The organism is Nonomuraea sp. NPDC054003 (genome assembly GCF_055585125.1).
Map to the genome: position 1 here is coordinate 366,620 of NZ_JBVJKR010000003.1, position 22,006 is coordinate 388,625.

Genomic DNA, 22,006 nt, shown 5'->3' on the forward strand with positions numbered 1-22,006 from the left:
TTTTATTTGGTGTTGAGGGTGCAGTTGTGGATTTGGCTGTAGCGGTTCTGGGCGATGCGCATGAGGTCGGTCAGGTCTTTCATGGCGTCTCGGCCTTTGGCGACTTGGGTCAGGTAGATGTCGATCATGCGTTCTTTGTCGCCGCAGGTGAATTTGGCGCTTACCTGGTACGGCTGGTCGGCCAATATGCTATCCGTCAGATAGGCGACCATGCCATCGCCAAGATCGGCGGGAAGAGCAACTCCGCCGTGGCGTGTATACAAGTTGCGCTTGCCGTTGATTAGAAATTCCAAGTGCTCTAATGGCATCCCTGACCCTTCCTGCCTCCACCACACTTCAAGGGGCGGTGTAGCTGTATCTGGGATCCGGCAGTCGCCATTTCTGTCAGTGCCCTTACTGGTATTGGTGAGGGGTGTGTTTATGCCGCTGATCAGGCGGAATGCTTGCTCGGGAATAAAACTACAAACGTATGGAGGTGTATCTATGGCCTGCCTCAGGTCTGGCGCCGGTGTGGCGACTATCAGCTTCTCCGGCGTACAGGAGGCGAGTACAGCAACTGCAGACAGGGCCACGATGAGCATGTGGAAACGGCTCATCTGCCACCTCCAGAGGAGGAACCACCGTCTAGGCCGAGGTAGTCGTGCACCTCGCTAGTCCGACGGAAAGTGCCGTTGAAAGTACCGAGAGTCTCGCTGCTTCCACCCGTTTTCCTCGCCCATTCGAGAAACAAGCTGTACTCCTGCCGGGTCATCTCATTGAAAGACTTGATCCTAGGAGGATTGCCGGTCACGAATGGTTCATGTTTCACTTCCATACCGTCAAGCATTCCTGTGTTTAGCATGGCCGTTCCAAACATTTGCTCTGCCAATCGCTCCACTCCAAGACGGTTGTCCGCCAATGTCCGATACGTCTCGTCGAGATCGTGGCGCAGTTCGGCCATTCGTTGGGCTACGTGTTGAGAGAGTTGGTCGTACGCGGCTCCGGCGAGCTTCTCGTAACCGTTGCCGGTCAGCTCACCGAACGCACCAGAAGCAAGGGTGCTCACTTGCTTGGCCCCGGGTATCGGTAGCAGACCGATAGCATCAGCCACCATCTGCTTCAGCGCCTCGTCCGCCTTCTTGTCGTCCAATCCTTGAGCGATCAGTACCTGGCGTCGGGTTTCCACGAGGTATTTGAAGGGAGTTGCCTCCTCTACGGCACGATCCAATAGATACTGTGCGGTGTCACCCTTGTCGATGCGTCCGTTCCCATTGAGGTCAAATCTCTCTACATCGGCTTTCGTAAAGCCGAATCGTTCAGCGTTGGAGGCATCGAGTCCGACAGGAGGAGCGCCTGCAAGCGCTGCTCGCATGTGCTCAGTCTGCGCCCGCACCAAGACTTCAAACCCTGGGTCGTTGGATGTAGCAAGCAGCAGGGCATATGCCATGTCTTGGGGAGCGACTTCGCCGAACGTTCCACGATTCAGGTAGAGCTTCGAGAGCTGGTCGATGTTGGCGGAGATGGCGCGAGCCAATGGGTAGCCCAGTGGTGCGTACCGGTCGAATGTCTCCCGGTCCTTGATCTTCAGTTTTTCGCCACCCTGCTTGAAGGCCCCGCGCACCTCGTTGGAAATGGTCTTCGTCATCTGCGCGGCCAGTTTTTGGGAGGTGGCGTCCTGCCCAGTCGTCGCCGTGATCAGCATGCCGTTGATCGGCTCGTAGTCGTCCAGGTACTGGGAAGCACCCCACCGGGTAGTAAGCAGATACTCCAGCACCGACTCCCCCCACCCCGGCGGAGTGTGATCCAGCAGAGCATGCGATGCCTCCCGGCTGGACTTCGCCGCATGGAACAGGCTCTCCACCATCGACGAGGGCTTCTCGGTGATCGGATCATTCGCAGATACTCCCCACCTCAACAGAGCCCCGAGGCCGAGCGAGCCGGCGAGGTCGACGATGGGGACCTGTGCACCGCCGAAGGCACGACCCAGCGCATCGTTGCTCGCCGCCCATGCGTCCTCACGCTGCTCGCGCTCGTAGACGATCACATCCCGCCCGACGACCTCCATGAACTCCTTCGAATACGGCGGCTCCCCGTCGTGAGCACGCCAGATGAGCGCCAGAGCCTGGTAACCCAGGTATGCCCCGCCGCCCGTACCATGCTGAGCCCGCCCTTCCCTCACCAACTCCTCCAGGAAGTCGTCCCCCTGGTACGCGGAGTTCTTCCGGTTGGTCCCCTTGGCCAGGATGGAGCTCAGCGTGGTGAGGACGTTCCGCCCCGAGATGGAGAGCCGATTCTTGCGATCGATGTCCCCGCGCGCCACGGCGTCGCGCAGCATCGTCGCGAGTGAGCCGGACATTCGCGTCACACCCCGGGCGCCGATCGTGCCGAGGAACGCCTTCACGAACTCCGAATCCCCCGTACGTGACGCGTACTTCTCCAGGTCCGCCAGCGCCTTGTCGTCCCCGTCGGCCACCTTCGAAGCCGCCCGCCCGGCGAGCGTCCCGTCCAGGAGGGCCTTGGCGTCATCCAAACGGTCGGGCATCTCCACGAAGCTTCCGGCGGGAGTGCTCCTGCCCAGTGACACCCTCTGCCGGTGCAGCTCGTGGGCGAGGTTCTGCCGCCGCCGCAGGTCGTCGGCCTGCGTGGTGACCCGCCGGGCCAGCTCGCGCAGCCGCGCCGCCGGTGAGGTGTCGAGCCCGGCGCTCTGAAGCTCGCGGTGGAGCGCCTGCGCGAGTTCCTCCAGCCGCCCGGCGGCCTCGGTGTGCTTGCCCGCCATCAGGTCGAACTCGGCCCGCTTGACCCCGCTGAACCCGCTCATGGCGTGACCGGGATCGAGGCCAGCTTCTGGTTGGCGCTGCGCACGGCCTGCGCGAGCATCGCCTGCAGTTCGCGCTGGTCAGCGCGGACCTGGGCGTCGAACCGGGTGCCCGCCGGCCCCACCCAGGCGTCGCACTCCATCAGACGGCAGGAGTGGGTGAGCGCCCACCAGTGCTCGTCCGACAGCCGCTGGATCCGCTCCGCCGCGGCCCGCATCGCGTCGCGATCGAGGTCAGCCACGATGATCCCCCCGTACGGCTCGCTCCACCAGAACCAGATCAGGAGGCGGCGTCCCCCATGTCGTTCAGACCGTAATCAACAACGCGTCAACAGAACAAGCGAAACAACGGTGAAAGTACGAGTGCGCGCGAGATCTGCCAGGGAATGTACGGCTTTGCTAGGTAAAACGGTGGCTGCCGCGTCACGGTGAAGAGAGGTCGCGCAGCAAGAATCGACCGAGATCAACGTCCTGAAAACAATGAAACCCTGGCCGTGATCGTTGAAAACAACGGAAAAGGCCAGGGTGATCAGGCACTCAGGATCATGTCTAGTCGAACTCGCCATCCTTCACGCCGCTGATGAATGCGGCCCACTCGCCGAGGGTGAAGATGAGGGCTGGTCCGGTGGGGTTCTTGCTGTCGCGGACCCCCCGGCGGCCGCCGGAGAGTTCGGCCACTTCGACGCAGTTGCCGCCGTCGGGCCCGGATCTTGTGGACTTACGCCACACGGCTGTGTCGAGTTCTCGCGTCAGCTCGTCCATCGCTGCAGCGTCTCCTTGATCAGCTCTAGGGATTCACGACGGGACAGTGCTTCAGAGCGAATCCCTTCATATCTGTATGTTAGGACGCTTACGTCCTCTGGTCGCTCTGTCACTCGGCTCATAACCCCAGCGGATTCGACATAGGCCGTGTCGAAGACGCCATGTGCCTGCGCGATGGCGAATCCTCCTGCGAGCCCGGTCGTGGAGTAGGCGTTGAGAGGAAGGACCTGAATCGTGGTCCGAGGGGTCCCGCCGGCTTCGAGGAGGCGGGTGAGCTGTGCTGACATGATGGCGGGGCTGCCGATCGGGCGATGCAGGACCGCCTCGTCGATCACGGCCCACAGCAACGGCGGCTTGGGGCGTCCGAGGATGGTCTGACGTTCCATGCGGGCGACCACCTGCTCCTGGACCTGCTCGGGTGTCACGCCGACATCGCCGCTCAGCACCGCCCTCGCGTAGTCCTCCGTCTGGAGCAGCCCAGGCACCACCAGCGGCTCCCACGTCCGGATGGCCTCCGCCGTCGCCTCCACGTCCAGCCACGGCCGGAACCACGGCGGTGCCGCCGCGTGACTGACCATCGGCCAGAGGCGCATCAGCGCGCCCTCCGCCTCCAGCGCCTCGTCACAATGGCGGGCGAACTCCTCCGTCGGCGACCGCCTGGCCGTCTCGATCATGCTGATCGTCCCGACGGAGTAGGACACCGCCTTCGACAGCCGGATCTGCGACCAGCCTCGGGCTTTGCGGTAACGCCGCAGCTCGAACCCGAAGAGCGCGGTCGGCGAATCGGCGGGGCACAGCTCGCTTTCCTTGGGCACCTGACCTCCCGGGGGGCTGCCGCCGCGTTTCAACAGCCCTTTCATCGAAACGGTTGATGGCACAGTGCAGTCAATTGACTACTGATCGTAGTCAATATTTGGGATGGTGGGAAGGTCGATCAGGGCTGAGTTCTCCGAATGGGTGAAGCAATGAAAACAGCGGGGCCAGAGTGGTCGGTTCGATTCGGTTGATGTGCCTTCGGGAGTCCGTCTCGTACGCCCGCGCGCACGTCCGCGACTGGCTGGGAGGTGATCATCCTGCCATCGACGATGTCGTGCTCGCGGTGTCCGAGCTCGTGACGAACGCCCTGCGGCATTCGGACGCACGGCCGGGCGACTTCATCGGCCTCACCGTCACGGACGTAGGAGGGCTGGTCCGCGTGGAGGTGCGTGACCCCGGTACGGCGTTCTCCGGGCCGTACGTCCGCCAGGAGCCGGAGGCAGAGGACGGCCGAGGATTGCTGATCGTCCGCGAGATCTCCCAGGACTGGGGGATCGGTGAGCATGGACGCGGGCTGGGTCGTACGGTCTGGTGCCTCATCCCGGCAGACGCGCGCTCCCGGGTCCGAGGGCCGCGCCGTGACACCCTGATGGCATGAGGATCGCGGTGACCGGGGCGACCGGGCATATCGGTGGCGGGGTGGCGCGGCGGCTGGCCGGGGCCGGGTCGGAGCAGTTGCTGCTCGTACGGGACGCGAGCCGGGCGCCGAGGCTGCCCGGGGCGGAGGTCGCGGAGGCGGAGTTCGGGGACCGTGAGAAGGTGCGCAGGGCGCTGCAAGGCGTCGACGTCGTCCTGATGGTGTCGGCGTCGGAGTCCGCCGACCGGCTGGAGCGGCATTTCGCCTTCGTCGACGCCGCTGCCGAAGCGGGCGTCCGGCACCTCGTGTACACGTCGTTCGCCAACCCGGGACCGGACGCCGCCTTCACGCTGGCGCGCGACCACTGGGCCACCGAGGAGCGGATCCGCGCCTCGGGGATGGCGTTCACGTTCCTGCGCGACAACCTGTACGCGGACTTCCTGCCCGACATGGCCGGGGAGGACGGGGTGATCCGCGGGCCGGCGGGGGAGGGCCGGGTGGCGGCGGTGACCAGGGATGACGTGGCCGACGTGGCGGCGGCCGTGCTGGGGGATCCGGCCGCGCATGAAGGAGGCACGTACGAGCTGACCGGGCCGGAGGCGCTCACGCTCGCCGAGGTGGCGAGGATCCTGACCGAGGCGACCGGGCGTGAAACCAGGTACCACGCCGAGACGGTCGAGGAGGCGTACGCGTCGCGCGCCTCGTACGGGGCGCCCCGGTGGCAGGTGGACGCCTGGGTGTCGACGTACACGGCGATCGCGGCCGGTGAGCTGGAGCGGGTGACCGAGGACGTGGCGCGCGTGGCGGGACATCCGGCGACGGGGCTGGGGGAACTTCTCCGCCGAGGCTGACCACCGAGATAGGCGACGGCTGAATAGTGAACGTTGCGTTTCTTAGCGATGGCGCTTACTCTCCTTAGAGAACGACTCGTTCTCTAAGGAGGTGGCGGGATGGTCGTCGTCCTGACCGGGCTGATGCTCTGCATGCTGCTCGGCGCGCTCGATCAGACGATCATGACGCCCGCGCTGCCGTCCGTGGCCGGCGACCTCGGCGGGCTCGACCAGATGCCCGCCGTGATCACCGCCTACCTGGTGGCCGCGACCGTCGTGATGCCGGTGTATGGCAAGCTCGGCGACCGGTTCGGCCGCAAGCCGCTCATGCAGGTCGCCATCGTGATCTTCGTGGTGGGCGCGGTCCTGTGCGCCACGGCCGCGAGCATGCCGCAGTTCATCGCGTTCCGCGCGGTGCAGGGCGTCGGCGGCGGCGGGCTGATGATCGGCGCGCAGGCCGTCATCGGCGAGGTCGTCAGCCCGCGCGAGCGCGGCCGCTATCTCGGGCTGATCGGGGCCGCCTATGTGGTGGCCGCCGTCGGCGGGCCGCTGATCGGCGGGTTCCTCATCGACAGCGCCGGCTGGCGGTGGATCTTCGCCATCTACCCGCCGCTGGGGCTGCTCGCCTTCGTCGTGCTCACCGTCACGCTCAAGCTGCCCAGGCCGGAGTCGCGCGCGCCCGTCGACATCGCCGGAGCGGTCACGCTCGGTCTGGCCGTCGTCGGCGTGGTCATGCTCGGCCAGACGAGGAACCCGGTGTTCCTCGCCCTGGCCGCGCTCGCCGTGCCGGCCTGGCTGGTCACCGCCCGCTACGCGACCGACCCGATCCTGCCGCTCCGGCTGTTCAGGGACCGGGCGTTCGCGGTCCCGGTGCTGATCAGTTTGCTCATCGGGTTCGCGCTCTTCGGCACCCTCACGTACATCCCCGCCTATCTGCAGATCGCCCACGGCGCCTCGGCGACCGGGGCCGGGCTGCTGGTCACCGCGCTCATGGCCGGCGTGCTGACCACCACCGTCGTCTCCGGCAGGCTCATCACCAGGACCGGCCGCTACAAGCGCTACCCCGTCGCGGGCACCGCGCTCGCCGCGGCCGGGCTGGCCGTGCTGCCGCTCGCCGCCGGCGACGCGGCCGCGCTGGCCGGCGTGCTGGCGCTGATCGGGCTCGGCGTCGGGCTCGTCATGCAGGTGATGGTGCTGGCCGCGCAGAACGCCGTCGCGTACGCCGATCTGGGCACGGCCACCTCGTCGGTGACGTTCCTGCGCCAGATCGGCGCCTCCGCCGGCGTCGCCCTGGTCGGCGCGCTCATCACCTGGCGCTTCGCCGGCGGCATGCCCGGCGCCGGCGCCCCCCTGGACACCGCCGCGCGCGCCGCCTTCGCCGAGGCCGTGCCGCCGGTGTTCGCGGCCATGTCGCCGCTGCTCGGCGTGGCCTTCCTGCTCGCGCTGGCGCTGCCCGCGCGGCCTCTCCGCACCACCGCTCACGCACAGGAGACCTCATGACACTCGTCGCCCCCCTGAGCTCGTTCCGCCGCGGCGACCTCGCCCTCGCGGGCGGGAAGGGAGCCAACCTCGGGGAGCTGATCGCCGGCGGCTTCCCCGTCCCCGCCGGATTCGTGGTCACCACCGCCGCCTACGACCTGGTCGCCGCCGGTCACGCCACGCGCGCGTACTTCGAGAAGCTGGAGATCCCGGAGACCCTGCGCGGGGCGATCCTGACCGCGTACCGGGAGCTCGGCGGCGGGCCGGTGGCGGTGCGCTCCAGCGCGACCGCCGAGGACCTGCCGGGCGCCGCGTTCGCGGGGCAGCAGGACACCTACCTCAACGTCGTCGGCGAGGACGGGCTGATCGACGCGGTCCGGCGCTGCTGGGGCTCGCTCTGGTCCGAGCGCGCCGTCGCCTACCGCGACCGGCTCGGCCTCGACCACGTCGAGGTGCGCATCGCGGTCGTCGTGCAGCGCATGGTGGCGGCGGAGGCGGCGGGCGTGATGTTCACCGCCGACCCCGTCACCGGCGACCGCGGGCGGCTCGTCGTCGACGCCGGCACCGGGCTCGGCGAGGCGGTCGTGTCCGGCCTCGTCACCCCCGACCACTACGTGCTCACGCCGCGGGGCGAGATCGCCGAGTTCGCGCCCGGCCGCCGTGAGGTGGTCGTCCGCGCCCTGGCGGGCGGCGGCGTCAGCCACGAGACCGGCGACGGCGCGCCCGCCGAGCGGCTGCCCGGCGGCGTGCTGCGCGAGCTGGCCGGGCTCGGCACCGGGGTCGCCCGTCACTTCGGCCGCCCCCAGGACATCGAGTGGACGTACGCGGGCGGCGAGGTCAGCCTCGTGCAGGCCCGGCCGATGACCGCGCTGCCGCCGCCCCCGCTCGGCAAGCTCGGCCCGATCCGCCGCAAGCTCGGCACCGTCCTGATGGAGTACTTGCCGGTACGCCCCTATCCGATCGACATGTCCACCTGGGTGCCGTACGGGCCCGCCGGGCTCATGGCGCAGGTGACCCGCAACTTCGGCCTGCGGGGGGCGTTCGACCACTTCATCGAGGAGCAGGACGGCGTCGCCTACCGGCTGGTGCCGCCCCGCCCGCACCCCTCGGCCAAGCTGCTCGTCGCGCCGTTCCTGATCTTCGCCAAGGCCCGCCGGTACGATCCCGCCCGGTGGAGCGGCGACCCGCGCTTCCAGAGCTACCTCGACGACGTGCGCGAGCTGACGAAGCTCGACCTGGCCGCGCTGCCCTGGCCGGAGCTGGTCAGGACGCCGCGCAGGGTGCTGGCCGTCGTGCGGCCCGTGGCCGGCCTGCGCACGGACTACCTGCCGCGCAGCGGGCTGTCGCTGCTGCGGCTGCGCGCCGCGCTCAAGCTGCTCGGACGTACGGACCTGTTCGGCGCGCTGATCGCCGGCGCCCGCACCCGCACCAGCGACGCCAACCGGGCCCTGGAGGAACTCGCCGAGCAGGCCAGGAACACCGGCGCGCTCGCCCGGGACCCGATGCCCGAGGCTTTCCAGGCGGCGCTCCGGGAGTTCCTGGCCGAGTACGGCCACCGGGAAGGCGCCAGTCCGCTCCTGGTCACCCCGCCGACCTGGGCCGACGGACCCGAGACCGTGCTCGACCTGATCAAGGTGCTGGCGGCGGAGCCACCCCGGTCCGAGCCCGGCGACGACGCGATGGACCGGCTGCTCGCCCACCCGCGGCTGCGCGGCGCCCGCAAGCGGGACAAGATGGTCCGCAAGGTGCACGCCGCCCGCGCGGGGATCGCCTTCCGTGAGGACAGCCACTTCTCCTTCACGATGCCGCTGCCCGCGCTGCGCCGGTCCATCGTCGAGATCGGCCGCAGGCTGCGCGACGCGGGCGTGCTCGACGCTCCCGAGGACGTCTTCCACCTCAGGCTGGAGGAGCTGGAGGCGATCGAGGACGTGAGCGCTCTCGGCGACGAGCAGGGCCGGCGGCTGCGCGCGAGCGCGACCGCCCGGGCCGCCCGGCGTGAGGAGCTCGCCGGCGTGCGGCTCATCGACCCCCGGGCCGTCTTCCCGGCCCGCGACGCCGGTGACGCGCTCGTGGCGGGCACGCCCGCGAGCGCGGGCACCGCCACCGGGCCGGTCAAGGTGGTGCACGACCCGTCGGAGTTCGGCAGGCTCGAACCCGGTGACGTGCTGGTCTGCCCCTACACCAACCCGTCGTGGACGCCGCTGTTCCAGCGGGCCGCCGCGGTGGTCGTCGACACCGGCGGCATCACCTCCCACGCCGCGATCGTCGCCAGGGAGTACGGCATCCCCGCCGTCATGGGCACCGGCGAGGGCACCTCCCTGCTGGCCGACGGGCGGCAGGTCACGGTCGACGGCGGCTCCGGTGTGGTGGTGGAGGCTCGGTAACATGGCTGAGATGGTCACCGACCACCGCAAGCTGCCCCGGCGCCGGGGCGAGGAGCTCGCCGCCGCCATCTACCGGGCGACGCTCGACGAGCTGGCCGAGAGCGGCTACGCCAAGCTCACCATGGAACGCGTCGCCGAGCGGGCCAGGGCGAGCAAGGCCTCGCTCTACCGCCGCTGGCCCACCCGCGTCGCGCTGGTCATGGACTCGGTCTACCACTCGCTGCCGGCCCTGTCCGACGTCCCCGACACCGGCAGCCTGCGCGACGACCTGCTGACCGTGCTGCGCGGCACGGCCGACATCCTGTCCGGCCCGGCGGGCGAGGCGATGCGCGGGCTGCTCTCTGAGGCGCTGCGCGACGAGGCCAGCGCCCGCACCTTCAAGGAGAACTCGCAGGGCGCGGGCCGCAAGATGATGGCCGAGATCGCCCGCCGCGCCGTCGAGCGCGGCGAGATCTCCGGGGACGCGGTCACGCCGCTCCGCCTCGACACCGGCCAGGCCCTGCTCAGGCAGCACTTCCTCTTCCAGGGGCCGCCCATCCCCGACCGGCTCGTCGTCGACATCGTGGACGAGGTCTTGGTGCCGCTGCTGACCCGTGTCTGACCCGGTGTACGAGGCGTGCGACATCGTTTGCCTTTTCACGGATGATTACGAAATCTTTTCAGTTACTGGATTGAAAGAGTGCCCTCCGATCGGGATCGCTTAAGTCGCGACAGCTGCAAGCAGTCGTCAAGTCGGCAGCGCTAACTTGTGCCGGCGTCACAGAGGGCTTGGGCGCGGCTTTTCTCTGACAGGGAAGTCTGATCCGTTCGAAGAGGGAGGATTCATGCTCGCCGAACTCGGGATCGGCATAATCCAAGGTGCAGCGCAGGCTTTGACGGACCGTTTCATCAAAGGTCGGGAGACTTCTGCCACGCTCCAGTCCTTGATCGATGAGGTGGCCGAGATCAAGGAGCTTCAAGCGCGCGATCGAGCAAGTCTGGCCGATATCCAACGCCAATTGGCTGAGATTCTCGACTACACGAGCGGGCTCGCGGTGCATCATAGTACGGTGGTGTTCACCCCGACTTCCGACGCTCCGAGTGTCGAATTCGCACTGGCCAATCTGGACTTGGAGATCAGTAGACTGCGGCACGCTCTTCTCAACGAGACCGCCGACCCAAAGGCCAGTGTGCAAAAGAGTCAGCACGACCCTTCGAGCATTCTCTACCGGCTGGACGAAGAGATAGAGCACCTGCGGCAAGACACAGAAGGGGATCGACGATGATGGTGTCCGAGCGGTTCACCCGGGCCGTAAGAGAGCATCTCGTGCTGAGTTATGTCGATCTGCCGGTCCATCCAGTGATCATGGGCATCTTCGGTGCGCCCGGCGAGGGAAAGTCCTTCCAGTTGCGTGCGATCCTCGACTCCCTCGCTGTGCGGACGGAGTCGATCAGCGCGGCGGACTTCGAGAGTGAACGCGCCGGAGTGCCGGGAAAGAATCTACTCGCCACCTACGTGGGCGCATCCCGGGCCATCCAGAAGAAGCGCCCGGCATGCATCGTCATCGACGACGTCGACACCACCGTCGGAGAGTGGGAGAACAACACCGGCACGGTCAATCACCAGCAGGTACTGGCTCAGTTGATGCATCTGGCGGACCGGCCCTGTGACGTAGAGAAAGTGGGTCACATCGACAGGGTGCCGATATTCGTCACCGGCAACGACTTCGGCAAGCTGTATCCTCCGCTGCGCCGGCCGGGACGCATGAGCGTGCTGCATTGGGAGCCGACGGCCGAGGAACGGCAGGGCGTGGTCGGTCATATTCTGGGCGGGCTCACCGACAGCGAGACGGTGGCGCGTCTGCTCGCCGCCTACCCCGCCCACCCGATCTCCTTCTTCGCGGAGTTGCGCGCGCAACTGGTGCGCACCGGCGCGGAGAAATTGATCGGGATCTTCGCGGACAATCTCTCGCTGATCTCAGGAGAACCCGATCGCTACCGTGCGCACGTGGAGAGGGTGGCGAACGGTCGACTCGATCCACTTCTCGTCGAGCGTGCGGCGGCGGTGCTGCATGAGCAACACCAGGCCGCCAACCGCACCTATCTCCATCCGGCCTACCTGACCCCTTCCTGTGATTAGGTGAGTGAATGAAAACCTACTCCTACACCGCTACCCGCAGCAGGACCGAGGCGGTCGTAGACCAATTCGACATCTTCCTGCGCTACGCGGGAATTCTGGATGCCGACCGGGTCAAGGTGCTCGGCGCCGTAGAAAAGAAATGGCTGGACAAAGTAGGCGTTTATCTGGTGGACCACAATCAGAAGCGTATTCTGGAGGTCTCCATATCGATCAGCTGGGAAGTCCACGCGCAGTTCGCTGCGATCAGCCCGCGCGTCAGCACCGACCTTCCAGGCTGGGAATCCGGCGCAGCGCCGGAGATTCGTGTGCTGGGCCACCGCTTCGGCAGGAAGGCTCGGGAATATGGCCAGACACCGCAGTACTGGGTGCTGTTCATCCCGGCGATACTCGGCGATGTCCACCTCCATCGCAGACGGTGCGACGAGACTGGCGTCAGCTTCTCCGGCACGTTGCCCGCGTGGCGGAACCCGCCAGTACGACAGGAGGACCGATCGGTGCTGGATCTTGAGGAACTGGGCATATCCGTCACCGAAGCATGAGCATGCGGCATCCTGGTGAGGCGCCGCCGGAGCGCTAACGCAGGCCCATGAGGGCGGCCAGGGTGCGCATCGAGTGGTCGAAGGCCGTGCGCCTTTCCTCGATGGCGTTGTTCAGCTGGCCGAACAGCTCGAAGCTGATCCACCCGTACAGGGCGGTCCAGGACGTGAGCGCGCGGAACATCAGCTCGTCCGGGACGCCCGCCATGATCGTGCGCAGGTTGTCCGCGTCCGCCCTGAGCGCGTCGGGGGGGAGCGGCCGCAGCGGGGGCGGGTCGACGGCGTCCGCCTCGTGCGCCTCGCGCAGGGTCGCGCCGAGCACGGTCACGTCGCGCAGCCGGGCCGGGACCGTGTCCTGCGGCGCCTGGTAGCCGGGCACCGGGGAGCCGTAGAGGAGCGCGTACTCGTGCGGGTGCGCCAGCGCCCAGTCGCGCAGGCCGTGGCAGGCGGCGAGCCATCGGCCGAGGTAGTCGTCGCGCGGGCAGGCGGCGTCGGCCCGCTCCACGGCCTCGCCGAGCGCGTTGTAGCCCTCGATGATCAGCGTGGTGAGCAGGTCGTCGCGGCTCGGGAAGTAGCGGTAGATCGCCGAGGACACCATGCCCATCTCGCGGGCGACCGCGCGCAGCGACAGCCCGCCCGCGCCCTCGGTGGCCAGTTGGCGGCGGGCGATGTCGGTGATCTCCCTGGTGAGCTCGGCTCTGACCCGCTCTCGCGCGGTACGGCTCGCTGTCATGCCCAGCACGTTACCAGAGCGCACGCCGGAAACGAGAGCACTGCTCTTGACGATGGCCGCTCTCTTGAGAGAGCATTGCTCTCGTAAGGGAACGGCAGTCACTCAGGAGGTCATCGTGCTCCCCATCGCCAAGGGCGCCAACCTGGCGCTGATGTTCTTCCTGGAGCTCGGGGTGCTCGTCTCCGCCGGCTACTGGGGGTTCACGCTGAGCCAGCACTGGGGCGTGAAGCTCCTCGCCGGGCTCGGCGCGCCCGCGCTGTTCATCGCCGCCTGGGCCCTGTTCGGGGCGGGAGGCGGCGCCAACGCCGTCATCCCGCTCACCGGCCTGGCGCGCGCCGCGCTGGAGATCCTCTGGTTCGGCGGCGGCGCGCTGGCGCTCTACGCGGCCGGCGCCGCCCTTCTCGCCGGGGCGCTCGCCGCCCTCTTCGTCGTCAACGCGGTCCTCCGCATCGTCTGGAAGCAGGTCTGATCATGGGCAAGCACGTCGTCGTGGGTTCCGGCCAGGTCGGTGCGCACCTGGCACGCCAGCTCCTGGACCGGGGTCACGAGGTCACCGTGGTGACCCGGTCCGGCAGCGGTCCCGAAGGAGCCGTCAAGGTGGCGGCCGACGTCGCCGACCGGCGCCGCCTCATCGAGATCACGAAGGGCGCGGACGTCCTCTACAACTGCGTCAACCCGCGCTACCACCGCTGGCTCACCGACTGGCCGCCGATGGCCGCGTCGTTCCTGGCCGCGGCCGAGGCCAGCGGCGCGGTGCTGACGATCCTCGGCAACCTCTACCCGTACGGCCCGGTCACCGGCCCCATGACCGAGGACCTGCCGCTCGCCTCCGCCAACCCCAAGTTCCGGGTACGGGCCCGCATGTGGGAGGACGCGCTGGCCGCGCACCGGGCCGGCCGGATCCGGGTGACCGAGGTGCGCGGCTCCGACTACTTCGGCCCCGGCGCCACCGACCAGTCCTACCTGGGCACCCGGTTCCTGCCCGCGCTCAAGGCGGGCAGGACCGTCCAGGTGGTCTGGCCCCTCGACGTCCCGCACAGCTGGACGTACCTGCCCGACGTGGCCAGGGCGCTGATCGTCGCCGGGGGCGACGAGCGGGCGTGGGGGCGGCCCTGGCACGTGCCGACGGCGGAGCCGATGACGTTCCGCCAGGTGGGGGAGGAGATGGCCCGGCTGCTCGGCCGGCCCGCGCCGAGGATGGTCCAGCTCCCGTGGCCGCTGGTGCGGGCGGCCGGGCTCTTCCAGCCCATGATCGGCGAGCTGCGGCACGTCCGCTACCAGTTCGTCGCGCCGTACGTGCTCGACTCGTCCGACTTCCAGCGGACCTTCGGGGTCGCTCCGACCCCCGTCGGCGAGGCGTTCAAAGCTACGCTCGACGCGTGAAGACCGCCCTGATCGGCCTCGGCGACATCGCGGAGAAGGCCTACCTGCCGGTGCTGGCCGCCCATCCCGGGCTCGACCTCCACCTGTGCACCCGTGACCGGGCCAGGCTGCGCCGCCTCGGCGACGCCTACCGGGTCGACCGGCGGTTCACCACGGTGGACGAGGTGGCCGAGGCCGGGGTGGACGTGGCGTTCGTGCACGCCGCCACCCCCGCCCACCCGGAGATCGTGGAGACGCTGCTGTCCGCGGGGGTGCACGTGTACGTGGACAAGCCGCTGGCCGACAACCTGGGCGACTGTGAGCGGCTGGCCGCGCTGGCCAGGGCCGGGGGCAGGTCCCTGATGGTGGGCTTCAACCGCCGGCACGCGCCGGGCTACGCCGCCCTGGCTGAGCTGCCCCGGCACCTGGTGCTGATGGAGAAGAACCGGGAACGCCTGCCGGGCGCCCCGCGCCAGGTGGTCTTCGACGACTTCATCCACGTCGCCGACACGCTCAGGTTCCTGGCGCCGGGCGAGGTCACCGATACCCGCTTCCGCACCCGGGTGAACGGCGACGGCCTGCTGGAGCACGTCGTGCTGGAGCTGTCCGGCGACGGCTTCACCGCAATCGGGGTGATGAACCGGGTGAGCGGGGCCTCCGAGGAGAGCTGCGAGGTGATGGGCGACGGCGTCAAGCGCCGCGTGGTCAACCTCGGCGACGTGGTCGACTACGCCGGCGGCGAGACGCTGCGGCGGCGGCCCGACTGGGTGCCGGTCGCCCGCCAGCGCGGCATCGAGGCGATCTGCGCGGAGTTCCTGGCCGCCGTCGGCGCGGGCCGCCTGGTCACCGCCGACGACGCCCTGGTCACCCACGCGCTCTGCGAGGAGATCGTCACTTCGATCGGAGCATGATCCGGTCGGCCTGCTCGTACATCCGGGTGAACGTCCTGCTGCCGAGCCGGCTGAGCACGGTGAAGCCCTTGTCGTCGCGGAGCGGGCTGGAGGAGGAGACGACGCCGGCCACCCCTCCCTCGTACAGCGCGGGGCCGCCGCTGCCGCCGGCCGCCGCGTGGCAGTTGCGGGTGACCAGCACGCCAGGCCCGCGTTCCTTGCCCTCCACCGCGTCGCCGACGCAGCGGTACATGCGGTTGCCCGGATACTGCTTGCCCGCCGGGTAGCCGAGCAGTTCCAGCCCGCGCAGCGGGGTGCCCCTGCGGGTCGGCAGCGGGCGCAGCCCCCGCCCGGTCAGGTCCTCCAGCCGGCCGCGCGGCTTGGCCGAGACCCCGGCCAGGCCGACGTCGTACGGCAGCAGGTCGGGCCCGAACCCCCGGCCGCGCCAGCGGGACGGCACCCACGTGCGCTCCACCGGCCACACGCCCTCGACCGGCCGGCCCCGGTCGTAGCCGGGCAGGAACGCGAGCTGCTCCAGCACCCGGCCGTGGTTACGCAGGCAGTGCGCCGCCGTCAGCACCAGGCTCCGGCTGCGGGAGCGCACCACGGTGCCGCCGCACGTGATGTGGCGGCCCGTCTCCCGGTCGCGGCCGACCAGGACGCCGGTCAGCCGCCGCGTGCCCGTGTAGGGCCGCGGCACGGGGGCGTAACCCAGCCGGTCGCCTTGGGGCGTGAGCACCTCCCGCGCCGGGATGTTACGCCGCGGGACCTCGGCGCCGCCGGAGGGATCGAGCAGGGCCAGACAGAGCACCAACCTCAACACCCACCTACTTCTAGCAGGAAACGATCAGCGCCCTGACCAGCGACATCAAGGTTTACCCAACCTGGGTACTTCTCACCCCCGCGGGGGTACGGCCTGCCCGTGGACCCGGCCAGGGCAGGCCTGCCCGGCGTACCGGCTCTACGGGTAGAGGCCGCGCATGCGGTGGGCCTCGGCGACCCGGCCGACGCCGATGACGTGCGCCGCCTCGCGGAGGGTGAGGTCGCGTTCGGCGGCCACCGACTTGACCTCGCCGTACGCGCTCTCCATCATGTCGCGGAGCTTGCGCTCGATCTGGCTCTCGCTCCAGGAGCAGGCCTGGATGTTCTGCACCCACTCCAGGTACGACACGATCACGCCGCCGGCGTTGGCCAGGATGTCGGGCACGATCGTGGTGCCGTTGGCGGCCAGGACGCGGTCGGCCTCCGGCGTGGTGGGCCCGTTGGCGCCCTCCACGATCAGGCGGGCGCGTATCCGGGGCGCGTTCGCCTCGGTGATGGCGCCCTCCAGCGCGGCCGGGACCAGCACGTCCACGTCCAGCTCCAGCAGCTCGTCCAGGCCGAGCGCGTCGGCGTCGCGATAGCCGCGCACCTGCCCGGACTCGGCGACCCAGGCACGCAGCCCGGCGACGTCGAGGCCCTCGGGCGCGTACACCGCCCCGGTCACATCGGAGACCGCGACGACCTTGCAGCCCGCGTCGGCGAGGTACTGGGCGGCTCCCGCGCCCACCTTGCCGAAGCCCTGCACCGCCACCGTCACGCCCTCGGGCGAGCGGCCGAGCGCCGACAGGGCGGCGATCTGCACGCCGCGCGAGGTGGCGCCGGCCCGGCCCAGCGAGCCGCCGAGCGGCATCGGCTTGCCGGTGACGACGCCGGGCACCGCGTAGCCGGCGTTGACGCTGTAGGTGTCCATGATCCAGGCCATGGTCTGCTCGTCGGTGCCGACGTCAGGGGCCGGGATGTCCTTGTCCGGGCCGATCAGCGGCAGGATCTCGTTGACGTAGCGGCGGGTGAGCCGCTCCAGCTCGCGGGTGGTGTATCCGGCGGGGTCGACGGCCACGCCGCCCTTGGCGCCGCCGTACGGGATGCCGACCAGCGCGCACTTCCACGTCATCCACATGGCGAGCGCGGTGACCTCGTGGATGTCGGTGGCCGGATGGAAGCGGATGCCGCCCTTGGCGGGGCCGCGCGAGACGTTGTGCTGGACCCGGAAGCCCTGGACGACGTCCATGCTGCCGTCTTCGCGCCGGACCGGCACCGCGACGGTCAGCGACCGGCGGGGCGTGGCGAGCATCGCGCGGAGCCCGTCGTCGAGCCCCAGCCGCTCGGCTGCGCTGCCGAGTTGGAAGTGAGCGGATTCGAGGGCCTCCTGGCCCGCGCTGATCTGTGCCGGCGTCATTGACGGCACCATGACACTCATGGAAGAGCTTCCTCCTGTTATGTACGCCCGTTACCGGGTAAGGCGCCGTTGCCTATAACCCATTTGGGCGTTCTTGTACGGATCATCCTAGAGCGGGGGGAATATGTAATGTGTGATCTCCTTGCGATCCAAGCCGCTGATCCAGATGCTTGGAAGGTGCCACTCTGGCAGGCTTGTGGCCCGGAGTGCGCCGAACTGTCGAAGTGGAGGGTGTGATGCCCGAACTGGTGGTCGGGCCGATGCTGCGGTACGTCGATTCTGCCAGCGCTTCGATTTTCGTGGAGACCGACGAGCCGTGCACGGTCCACATCGAGGCCGCAGGCGGCTCGTACGAGTCGGAAACCTTCACCGTCCACGACCATCACTACGCGATCGTCGACATAACGGAGCTTTCCCAGAATGTCGGCTCCTATGCCGTCACTCTCGACGGTGAGCGGGTGTGGCCGCTGGAAGGCCGTCCGCCCAGCCGGATCCGGCTCATCCCGCCCGACGGGCCCGCGCGGCTGATGTTCGGCTCCTGCCGCACGACCGCGCCGCACGACACGGCGCACCTCCTCACCCACGGGTACGACGTGCTGCGGTCCTACGGCTGCCATCTGGCCGAGGCCGGTGACGAGGAGTGGCCCGACCTGCTGCTGCTCCTCGGCGACCAGGTCTACGCCGACAACCCCTCGCCGGAGATGCTCGACTACATCCACGCGCGCCGCGACACCGAGCCGAAGAACGAGATCGCCGACTTCGAGGAGTACGCGGAGCTCTACCGCAGGGCGTGGACCGACCCGGACATCCGGTGGCTGCTGTCGACCGTGCCCAGCGCGATGATCTTCGACGACCACGACCTGCGCGACGACTGGAACACCTCGAAGACCTGGCGCGAGCAGATGGCCGAGACCGGTTGGTGGAGCCGCCGGGTGGTCGCCGGGCTCGGCGCCTACTGGGTCTACCAGCACCTCGGCAACCTGTCCCCGCAGGAGCGGGCCGCCGACCCGCTGCTGCGCAAGCTGCTCGACGGCGGCGGCGACGGGGCGGCCGAGCTGGACGCGTTCGCCTCGCAGGCCGACGCCGAGCCGAGCAGCAACCGGTGGAGCTACTCCCGCGACCTCGGCCACGCCCGGCTCATCATGATCGACACCAGATGCGCCAGGCAGCTCACCCCGGGCGACCGCCGCATGCTCGACCCGAGCGAGTGGGCCTGGCTGGAGGAGGAGCTCGCCAAGCCCGCCGAGCGGCTGATCATCGGCTCGTCCATCCCGTTCCTGCTCCCCGAGGGCGTGCACGGGGTGCAGAACTGGAACGAAGCCCTCTGCGACGGCGCCTGGGGCCGGCCGGTGGCGCGCGTGTCCGAGTCCTTCCGCCAGGCCGTCGACCTCGAACACTGGGCGGCCTTCCGGCGCTCGTTCGAGGACCTGTCGAAGCTGCTGGCCGCGCTGGGCAAGCCGGTGCTCATCCTCTCCGGCGACGTGCACTACTCGTACGTCGCCAAGGCCCGCACCGGCCCGATCTACCAGATCGTCTGCTCGCCCATCCGCAACCCGCTCAGCCGCCTGCTGCGCTGGGCCAACGTGCTGACCCAGTTCGGCGTCGCCACGCTGATCGGCGGCCTGCTGGCCCGCTCGGCCCGGCTGCCGCGGCCGCCCTTCCGGTGGCGGATCGTCAAGGGGCCGTGGTTCCAGAACGCGGTCGCCACGCTCACCTTCCCGGGCCCCGAGGCCACCTGGTACGAATCCACGGGCGACGACGTACGGAAGATCGCCACGTTACGGCTGGAGTGAGCCGCCGAGTCCGCGCGCCCGCGGGCGCGCGGACTCGGCGGGTCAGCGCAGGGAGTCGACCGTCTCGGCGAGCCGGTCGAGCGCCCAGAGGAGGTCCTCCTCCGAGATGACGATCGGCGGCGCGAGCCGGATCGTCGACCCGTGCGTGTCCTTGGCGAGCACGCCGCGCGCCATCAGCGCCTCCGACACCTGGCGGCCGGTGGCGAGCGACGGGTCGATGTCGACGCCCGCCCACAGGCCGCGCCCGCGCACCGTCACCACGCCGTGGCCGACCAGCTCGCGCAGCCGCGCGTGCATGATCCCGCCCAGCTCGGCCGCCCTGGCCTGGAACTCGCCGGTGCGGAGGATCTCCACGACCGCGCTGCCGACCGCGCAGGCGAGCGGGTTGCCGCCGAACGTGGACCCGTGCTGCCCCGGCTTGATCACGCCGAGCACGTCCTCGTCCGCGGCGATCGCCGACACCGGCACCACGCCGCCGCCGAGCGCCTTGCCCAGGACGTAGACGTCGGGCACGACGCCCTCGTGGTCGCAGGCGAAGGTCCTGCCGGTGCGGCCCAGGCCCGACTGGATCTCGTCGGCGATCATCAGCACGTTCTGCTCGGTGCAGATCTCCCGCACCTGGGTGAGGTAGCCGTCGGGCGGCACCAGCACCCCGGCCTCGCCCTGGATCGGCTCGACGAGCACCGCGACCGTGTCGTCGTCGATGGCCGAGCGGATCGCGTCGGCGGACCCGTACTTCACGATCGTGAAGCCCGGGGTGTAGGGGCCGAAGTCGTCGCGGGCGTCCGGGTCGGTGGAGAAGCTGACGATCGTGGTGGTGCGGCCGTGGAAGTTGTCCTCCATCACCACGATGTTGGCCTTGTCGCGCTCGACGCCCTTGACCAGGTAGCCCCACTTGCGGGCGACCTTGATCGCGGTCTCCACGGCCTCGGCGCCGGTGTTCATCGGCAGGATCATGTCCTTGCCGGTGAGGTCGGCCAGCCCGGCACAGAACCGGGCGAACTGGTCGTGGTAGAAGGCCCGGCTGGTCAGGGTCAGGTTCCTCAGCTGCTCCTGGGCCGCCGCGAGGATCTTCTCGTTGCCGTGGCCGAAGTTGAGCGAGGAGTAGCCGGACAGGAAGTCGAGATAGCGCCTGCCCTCGACGTCGGTCACCCAGGCGCCGTGCGCCTCGTGGAGGACCACGGGCAGCGGATGGTAGTTGTGCGCGCTGCGGCGCTCGCTTACTTCGATCAGCTCCGCGCTGGTGGTCATGTCAGTTCTCCCCCCTGATCTCGAGTGTGCAGCACTTGGGGCCGCCACCCGCCTTGCGCAACTCCGACAGATCGACCGGAACCACCTCGTACCCACGTCGCTTCAGCTCTAGCTGGAGATCGCCCGCCTCGGCGTTGATCACCACGTTGACGCCGTCGCTGACCGCGTTGAGCCCGAGCACGGCGGCGTCGTCGGCGGTGGCGAGCACCGCGTCGGGAAACAGCCTGCGCAGCACCTCCCGGCTGCCTTCGGAGAACGCGCCGGGGTAGTAGGCGACGTTGCGGCCGTCGAGCGGGAACAGCGCCGTGTCGAGGTGGTAGAAACGCGGGTCCACCAGCCGCAACGAGATCACCGGACGGCCCAGGAACTCCTGGGCCTCGTGGTGCGCGGCGACCCGGGTGCGGAAGCCGGTGCCGGCCAGGACGATCTCGTCCATGGTGAGGAAGTCGCCCTCGCCCTCGTTCACGTGCTCCGGCTCCAGCGTCGGGTAGCCGCGCTCGGCGAACCAGCGCAGGTAGGCCGGCCCCTCGGCGGCCCGCTGCGGGAACGCGAACCGGGCGCCGTACACGCGGCCGCCGACCACCAGCGCGCCGTTGGCCGCGAACACCATGTCGGGCAGGCCCTCGATCGGCTCGATCAGGCTCACCTCGTGCCCGAGGCTCTCGTACGCGGCTTTGAGGCCCTCCCACTGCCGGATCGCCACGGCGCGGTCGGCGCCCGCCGCGGGATCCATCCACGGATTGATCGCGTACTCGACCGCGAAGTGCTCCGGCGGGCACATGAGAAAGCGTCTGGGCATGCAGACTCCGTCGTCTTCGTCAGAGTGTTTCCCCATGTCAGGGGTCGAGCACAGCCTAAGAACGCCCCTCACGCGGCGGAAGAGGGCGGGATTGCGCGCGTGTGAAGTTCTGTTGCGAGTATCAGCCGGGGACGTGTGATCCGTTGCGCGCGTCCGGCAACGTGGTGCCGGGAGGGCTGTCGACCAGCCTCGACAGCACGATCGCGCTCTTCGTCCGCACCACGAACGGCTCCGCGGCGATGCGCTCGATCACCCGCTCCACGTGGCGCACGTCCGTCGCCCTGATGTGCAGCAGCGCATCGGCCTCGCCGGTGATCGTGGCCGCGCCCACCACCTCCGGATAGCGGGCCACGGCCAGCGCGATGTCGGACGGTTTCGTCTTGCCCTGGCAGAACAGCTCGACGTACGCCTCGGTGGTCCAGCCGAGCGCGGCCGGCGCGACCATGGCGCTGAAGCCGGTGATCGCGCCGCTCTCGCGCAGCCGGTCGACCCGCCGCTTGACCGCCGACGCGCTCAGGCCGACTTCCTGCCCGATCTCGGCGTAGGTCTGCCGGGCGTCCTCGACGAGCGCGGCGATGATGTCACGGTCCAGCCGATCCAGTTCCACGGGCTCTGTATATCGCCAACGTCGTGTGGCGCGCGACGATCGAACCGGGGCAAACT

Annotated in this window: 23 protein-coding genes; 12 read left to right on the plus strand and 11 right to left on the minus strand. The window is 69.2% G+C overall.

Going from position 1 to position 22,006, the window contains the following annotated elements:
* Positions 1-2: 2 nt before the first annotated feature.
* The 5 genes from ACZ6YG_RS09305 to ACZ6YG_RS09325 all read right to left on the minus strand — a co-directional run bounded on the left by ACZ6YG_RS09305 (position 3) and on the right by ACZ6YG_RS09325 (position 4,371).
* Entirely contained in the window at positions 3-596 is a 594-nt protein-coding gene (locus ACZ6YG_RS09305) for a hypothetical protein (protein WP_466017645.1), read from the minus strand.
* Positions 593-2,797 carry a hypothetical protein gene (locus ACZ6YG_RS09310; protein WP_466017646.1) on the minus strand — a complete coding sequence of 735 codons (2,205 nt, stop codon included), beginning with the start codon at positions 2,795-2,797 and terminating at the stop codon, positions 593-595. The genes ACZ6YG_RS09305 and ACZ6YG_RS09310 overlap by 4 nt, the downstream gene beginning before the upstream one ends.
* A complete protein-coding gene (locus tag ACZ6YG_RS09315; protein WP_148033424.1) occupies positions 2,794-3,036 on the minus strand; it encodes a hypothetical protein in 243 nt (80 codons plus the stop codon). The genes ACZ6YG_RS09310 and ACZ6YG_RS09315 overlap by 4 nt, the downstream gene beginning before the upstream one ends.
* 307 nt (positions 3,037-3,343) lie before the next feature.
* A complete protein-coding gene (locus ACZ6YG_RS09320) occupies positions 3,344-3,556 on the minus strand; it encodes a DUF397 domain-containing protein (protein ID WP_397198111.1) in 213 nt (70 codons plus the stop codon).
* Positions 3,544-4,371, minus strand: a complete 828-nt coding sequence (locus ACZ6YG_RS09325) for a helix-turn-helix domain-containing protein (RefSeq protein ID WP_397198110.1) — start codon at positions 4,369-4,371, stop codon at positions 3,544-3,546. The genes ACZ6YG_RS09320 and ACZ6YG_RS09325 overlap by 13 nt, the downstream gene beginning before the upstream one ends.
* Before the next feature lie 191 nt (positions 4,372-4,562).
* On the opposite strand from ACZ6YG_RS09325, the gene ACZ6YG_RS09330 reads away from it, so the two are divergent.
* The 8 genes from ACZ6YG_RS09330 (at position 4,563) to ACZ6YG_RS09365 (ending at position 12,300) form a co-directional block, all read left to right on the plus strand.
* Positions 4,563-4,970: an ATP-binding protein gene (locus ACZ6YG_RS09330; RefSeq protein ID WP_466017647.1), complete on the plus strand. Its 408-nt coding sequence runs from the start codon at positions 4,563-4,565 to the stop codon at positions 4,968-4,970.
* The gene (locus ACZ6YG_RS09335; protein ID WP_466017648.1) at positions 4,967-5,800 is read left to right on the plus strand and encodes an SDR family oxidoreductase; all 834 of its coding nucleotides are present in this window, start codon (positions 4,967-4,969) and stop codon (positions 5,798-5,800) included. The genes ACZ6YG_RS09330 and ACZ6YG_RS09335 overlap by 4 nt, the downstream gene beginning before the upstream one ends.
* A 99-nt stretch (positions 5,801-5,899) precedes the next feature.
* Entirely contained in the window at positions 5,900-7,279 is a 1,380-nt protein-coding gene (locus ACZ6YG_RS09340; protein ID WP_466017649.1) for an MFS transporter, read from the plus strand.
* Positions 7,276-9,642 (plus strand): PEP/pyruvate-binding domain-containing protein, encoded by a 2,367-nt coding sequence (locus ACZ6YG_RS09345; RefSeq protein WP_466017650.1) that lies wholly within the window; start codon positions 7,276-7,278, stop codon positions 9,640-9,642. Before ACZ6YG_RS09340 ends, ACZ6YG_RS09345 begins: the two co-directional genes overlap by 4 nt.
* 1 nt (position 9,643) lies before the next feature.
* The gene (locus tag ACZ6YG_RS09350; RefSeq protein WP_466017651.1) at positions 9,644-10,243 is read left to right on the plus strand and encodes a TetR/AcrR family transcriptional regulator; all 600 of its coding nucleotides are present in this window, start codon (positions 9,644-9,646) and stop codon (positions 10,241-10,243) included.
* A 223-nt stretch (positions 10,244-10,466) separates the two neighbouring features.
* Positions 10,467-10,907 (plus strand): hypothetical protein, encoded by a 441-nt coding sequence (locus ACZ6YG_RS09355; RefSeq protein WP_466017652.1) that lies wholly within the window; start codon positions 10,467-10,469, stop codon positions 10,905-10,907.
* Positions 10,904-11,761: an AAA family ATPase gene (locus tag ACZ6YG_RS09360; RefSeq protein ID WP_466017653.1), complete on the plus strand. Its 858-nt coding sequence runs from the start codon at positions 10,904-10,906 to the stop codon at positions 11,759-11,761. The genes ACZ6YG_RS09355 and ACZ6YG_RS09360 overlap by 4 nt, the downstream gene beginning before the upstream one ends.
* 8 nt (positions 11,762-11,769) lie before the next feature.
* Positions 11,770-12,300 (plus strand): hypothetical protein, encoded by a 531-nt coding sequence (locus ACZ6YG_RS09365; protein WP_466017654.1) that lies wholly within the window; start codon positions 11,770-11,772, stop codon positions 12,298-12,300.
* 34 nt (positions 12,301-12,334) lie between these two features.
* Here ACZ6YG_RS09365 and ACZ6YG_RS09370 read toward each other — a convergent pair whose 3' ends face one another.
* The gene (locus ACZ6YG_RS09370) at positions 12,335-13,030 is read right to left on the minus strand and encodes a TetR/AcrR family transcriptional regulator (RefSeq protein WP_271276959.1); all 696 of its coding nucleotides are present in this window, start codon (positions 13,028-13,030) and stop codon (positions 12,335-12,337) included.
* Positions 13,031-13,145: 115 nt separating this feature from the next.
* Here ACZ6YG_RS09370 and ACZ6YG_RS09375 point away from each other — a divergent pair, with 115 nt between their 5' ends.
* The 3 genes from ACZ6YG_RS09375 to ACZ6YG_RS09385 are packed head-to-tail and all read left to right on the plus strand — an operon-like array spanning position 13,146 to position 15,303.
* Positions 13,146-13,499 carry a YrdB family protein gene (locus tag ACZ6YG_RS09375; protein ID WP_466017655.1) on the plus strand — a complete coding sequence of 118 codons (354 nt, stop codon included), beginning with the start codon at positions 13,146-13,148 and terminating at the stop codon, positions 13,497-13,499.
* Between the two features lie 2 nt (positions 13,500-13,501).
* On the plus strand, positions 13,502-14,413 hold the full coding sequence (locus tag ACZ6YG_RS09380) for an NAD-dependent epimerase/dehydratase family protein (protein ID WP_466017656.1): 912 nt from the start codon (positions 13,502-13,504) through the stop codon (positions 14,411-14,413).
* Positions 14,410-15,303 carry a Gfo/Idh/MocA family protein gene (locus tag ACZ6YG_RS09385; protein ID WP_466017657.1) on the plus strand — a complete coding sequence of 298 codons (894 nt, stop codon included), beginning with the start codon at positions 14,410-14,412 and terminating at the stop codon, positions 15,301-15,303. The genes ACZ6YG_RS09380 and ACZ6YG_RS09385 overlap by 4 nt, the downstream gene beginning before the upstream one ends.
* Here the strand turns inward: ACZ6YG_RS09385 and ACZ6YG_RS09390 are convergent.
* Positions 15,284-16,105 (minus strand): trypsin-like serine peptidase, encoded by an 822-nt coding sequence (locus ACZ6YG_RS09390; protein WP_466017658.1) that lies wholly within the window; start codon positions 16,103-16,105, stop codon positions 15,284-15,286. The genes ACZ6YG_RS09385 and ACZ6YG_RS09390 overlap by 20 nt on opposite strands.
* Before the next feature lie 138 nt (positions 16,106-16,243).
* Positions 16,244-17,500 carry a Glu/Leu/Phe/Val dehydrogenase gene (locus ACZ6YG_RS09395; RefSeq protein WP_397198090.1) on the minus strand — a complete coding sequence of 419 codons (1,257 nt, stop codon included), beginning with the start codon at positions 17,498-17,500 and terminating at the stop codon, positions 16,244-16,246.
* A 236-nt stretch (positions 17,501-17,736) separates the two neighbouring features.
* On the opposite strand from ACZ6YG_RS09395, the gene ACZ6YG_RS09400 reads away from it, so the two are divergent.
* On the plus strand, positions 17,737-19,293 hold the full coding sequence (locus ACZ6YG_RS09400; protein ID WP_397198089.1) for an alkaline phosphatase D family protein: 1,557 nt from the start codon (positions 17,737-17,739) through the stop codon (positions 19,291-19,293).
* Positions 19,294-19,335: 42 nt separating this feature from the next.
* Here the strand turns inward: ACZ6YG_RS09400 and rocD are convergent, their stop codons facing one another.
* The 3 genes from rocD to ACZ6YG_RS09415 all read right to left on the minus strand — a co-directional run bounded on the left by rocD (position 19,336) and on the right by ACZ6YG_RS09415 (position 21,950).
* Positions 19,336-20,544, minus strand: a complete 1,209-nt coding sequence (gene rocD / locus ACZ6YG_RS09405; RefSeq protein WP_466017659.1) for an ornithine--oxo-acid transaminase — start codon at positions 20,542-20,544, stop codon at positions 19,336-19,338.
* Position 20,545: 1 nt separating this feature from the next.
* On the minus strand, positions 20,546-21,343 hold the full coding sequence (gene ddaH, locus ACZ6YG_RS09410; protein ID WP_148033391.1) for a dimethylargininase: 798 nt from the start codon (positions 21,341-21,343) through the stop codon (positions 20,546-20,548).
* 121 nt (positions 21,344-21,464) lie between these two features.
* Positions 21,465-21,950, minus strand: a complete 486-nt coding sequence (locus tag ACZ6YG_RS09415) for an Lrp/AsnC family transcriptional regulator (protein ID WP_148033390.1) — start codon at positions 21,948-21,950, stop codon at positions 21,465-21,467.
* Between the last annotated feature and the right edge of the window lie 56 nt (positions 21,951-22,006).

What these genes read in the sequence shown, in the direction of transcription:
- ACZ6YG_RS09305 (WP_466017645.1), bottom strand. Translation starts at nt 596, where the DNA reads ATGAGCCGTTTCCACATGCTCATCGTGGCCCTGTCTGCAGTTGCTGTA.
- ACZ6YG_RS09310 (WP_466017646.1), bottom strand. Translation starts at nt 2,797, where the DNA reads ATGAGCGGGTTCAGCGGGGTCAAGCGGGCCGAGTTCGACCTGATGGCG.
- ACZ6YG_RS09320 (WP_397198111.1), bottom strand. Translation starts at nt 3,556, where the DNA reads ATGGACGAGCTGACGCGAGAACTCGACACAGCCGTGTGGCGTAAGTCC.
- ACZ6YG_RS09330 (WP_466017647.1), top strand. Translation starts at nt 4,563, where the DNA reads ATGTGCCTTCGGGAGTCCGTCTCGTACGCCCGCGCGCACGTCCGCGAC.
- ACZ6YG_RS09335 (WP_466017648.1), top strand. Translation starts at nt 4,967, where the DNA reads ATGAGGATCGCGGTGACCGGGGCGACCGGGCATATCGGTGGCGGGGTG.
- ACZ6YG_RS09340 (WP_466017649.1), top strand. Translation starts at nt 5,900, where the DNA reads ATGGTCGTCGTCCTGACCGGGCTGATGCTCTGCATGCTGCTCGGCGCG.
- ACZ6YG_RS09345 (WP_466017650.1), top strand. Translation starts at nt 7,276, where the DNA reads ATGACACTCGTCGCCCCCCTGAGCTCGTTCCGCCGCGGCGACCTCGCC.
- ACZ6YG_RS09350 (WP_466017651.1), top strand. Translation starts at nt 9,644, where the DNA reads ATGGCTGAGATGGTCACCGACCACCGCAAGCTGCCCCGGCGCCGGGGC.
- ACZ6YG_RS09355 (WP_466017652.1), top strand. Translation starts at nt 10,467, where the DNA reads ATGCTCGCCGAACTCGGGATCGGCATAATCCAAGGTGCAGCGCAGGCT.
- ACZ6YG_RS09360 (WP_466017653.1), top strand. Translation starts at nt 10,904, where the DNA reads ATGATGGTGTCCGAGCGGTTCACCCGGGCCGTAAGAGAGCATCTCGTG.
- ACZ6YG_RS09365 (WP_466017654.1), top strand. Translation starts at nt 11,770, where the DNA reads ATGAAAACCTACTCCTACACCGCTACCCGCAGCAGGACCGAGGCGGTC.
- ACZ6YG_RS09370 (WP_271276959.1), bottom strand. Translation starts at nt 13,030, where the DNA reads ATGACAGCGAGCCGTACCGCGCGAGAGCGGGTCAGAGCCGAGCTCACC.
- ACZ6YG_RS09380 (WP_466017656.1), top strand. Translation starts at nt 13,502, where the DNA reads ATGGGCAAGCACGTCGTCGTGGGTTCCGGCCAGGTCGGTGCGCACCTG.
- ACZ6YG_RS09395 (WP_397198090.1), bottom strand. Translation starts at nt 17,500, where the DNA reads ATGACGCCGGCACAGATCAGCGCGGGCCAGGAGGCCCTCGAATCCGCT.
- ACZ6YG_RS09400 (WP_397198089.1), top strand. Translation starts at nt 17,737, where the DNA reads ATGCCCGAACTGGTGGTCGGGCCGATGCTGCGGTACGTCGATTCTGCC.
- rocD (WP_466017659.1), bottom strand. Translation starts at nt 20,544, where the DNA reads ATGACCACCAGCGCGGAGCTGATCGAAGTAAGCGAGCGCCGCAGCGCG.
- ddaH (WP_148033391.1), bottom strand. Translation starts at nt 21,343, where the DNA reads ATGCCCAGACGCTTTCTCATGTGCCCGCCGGAGCACTTCGCGGTCGAG.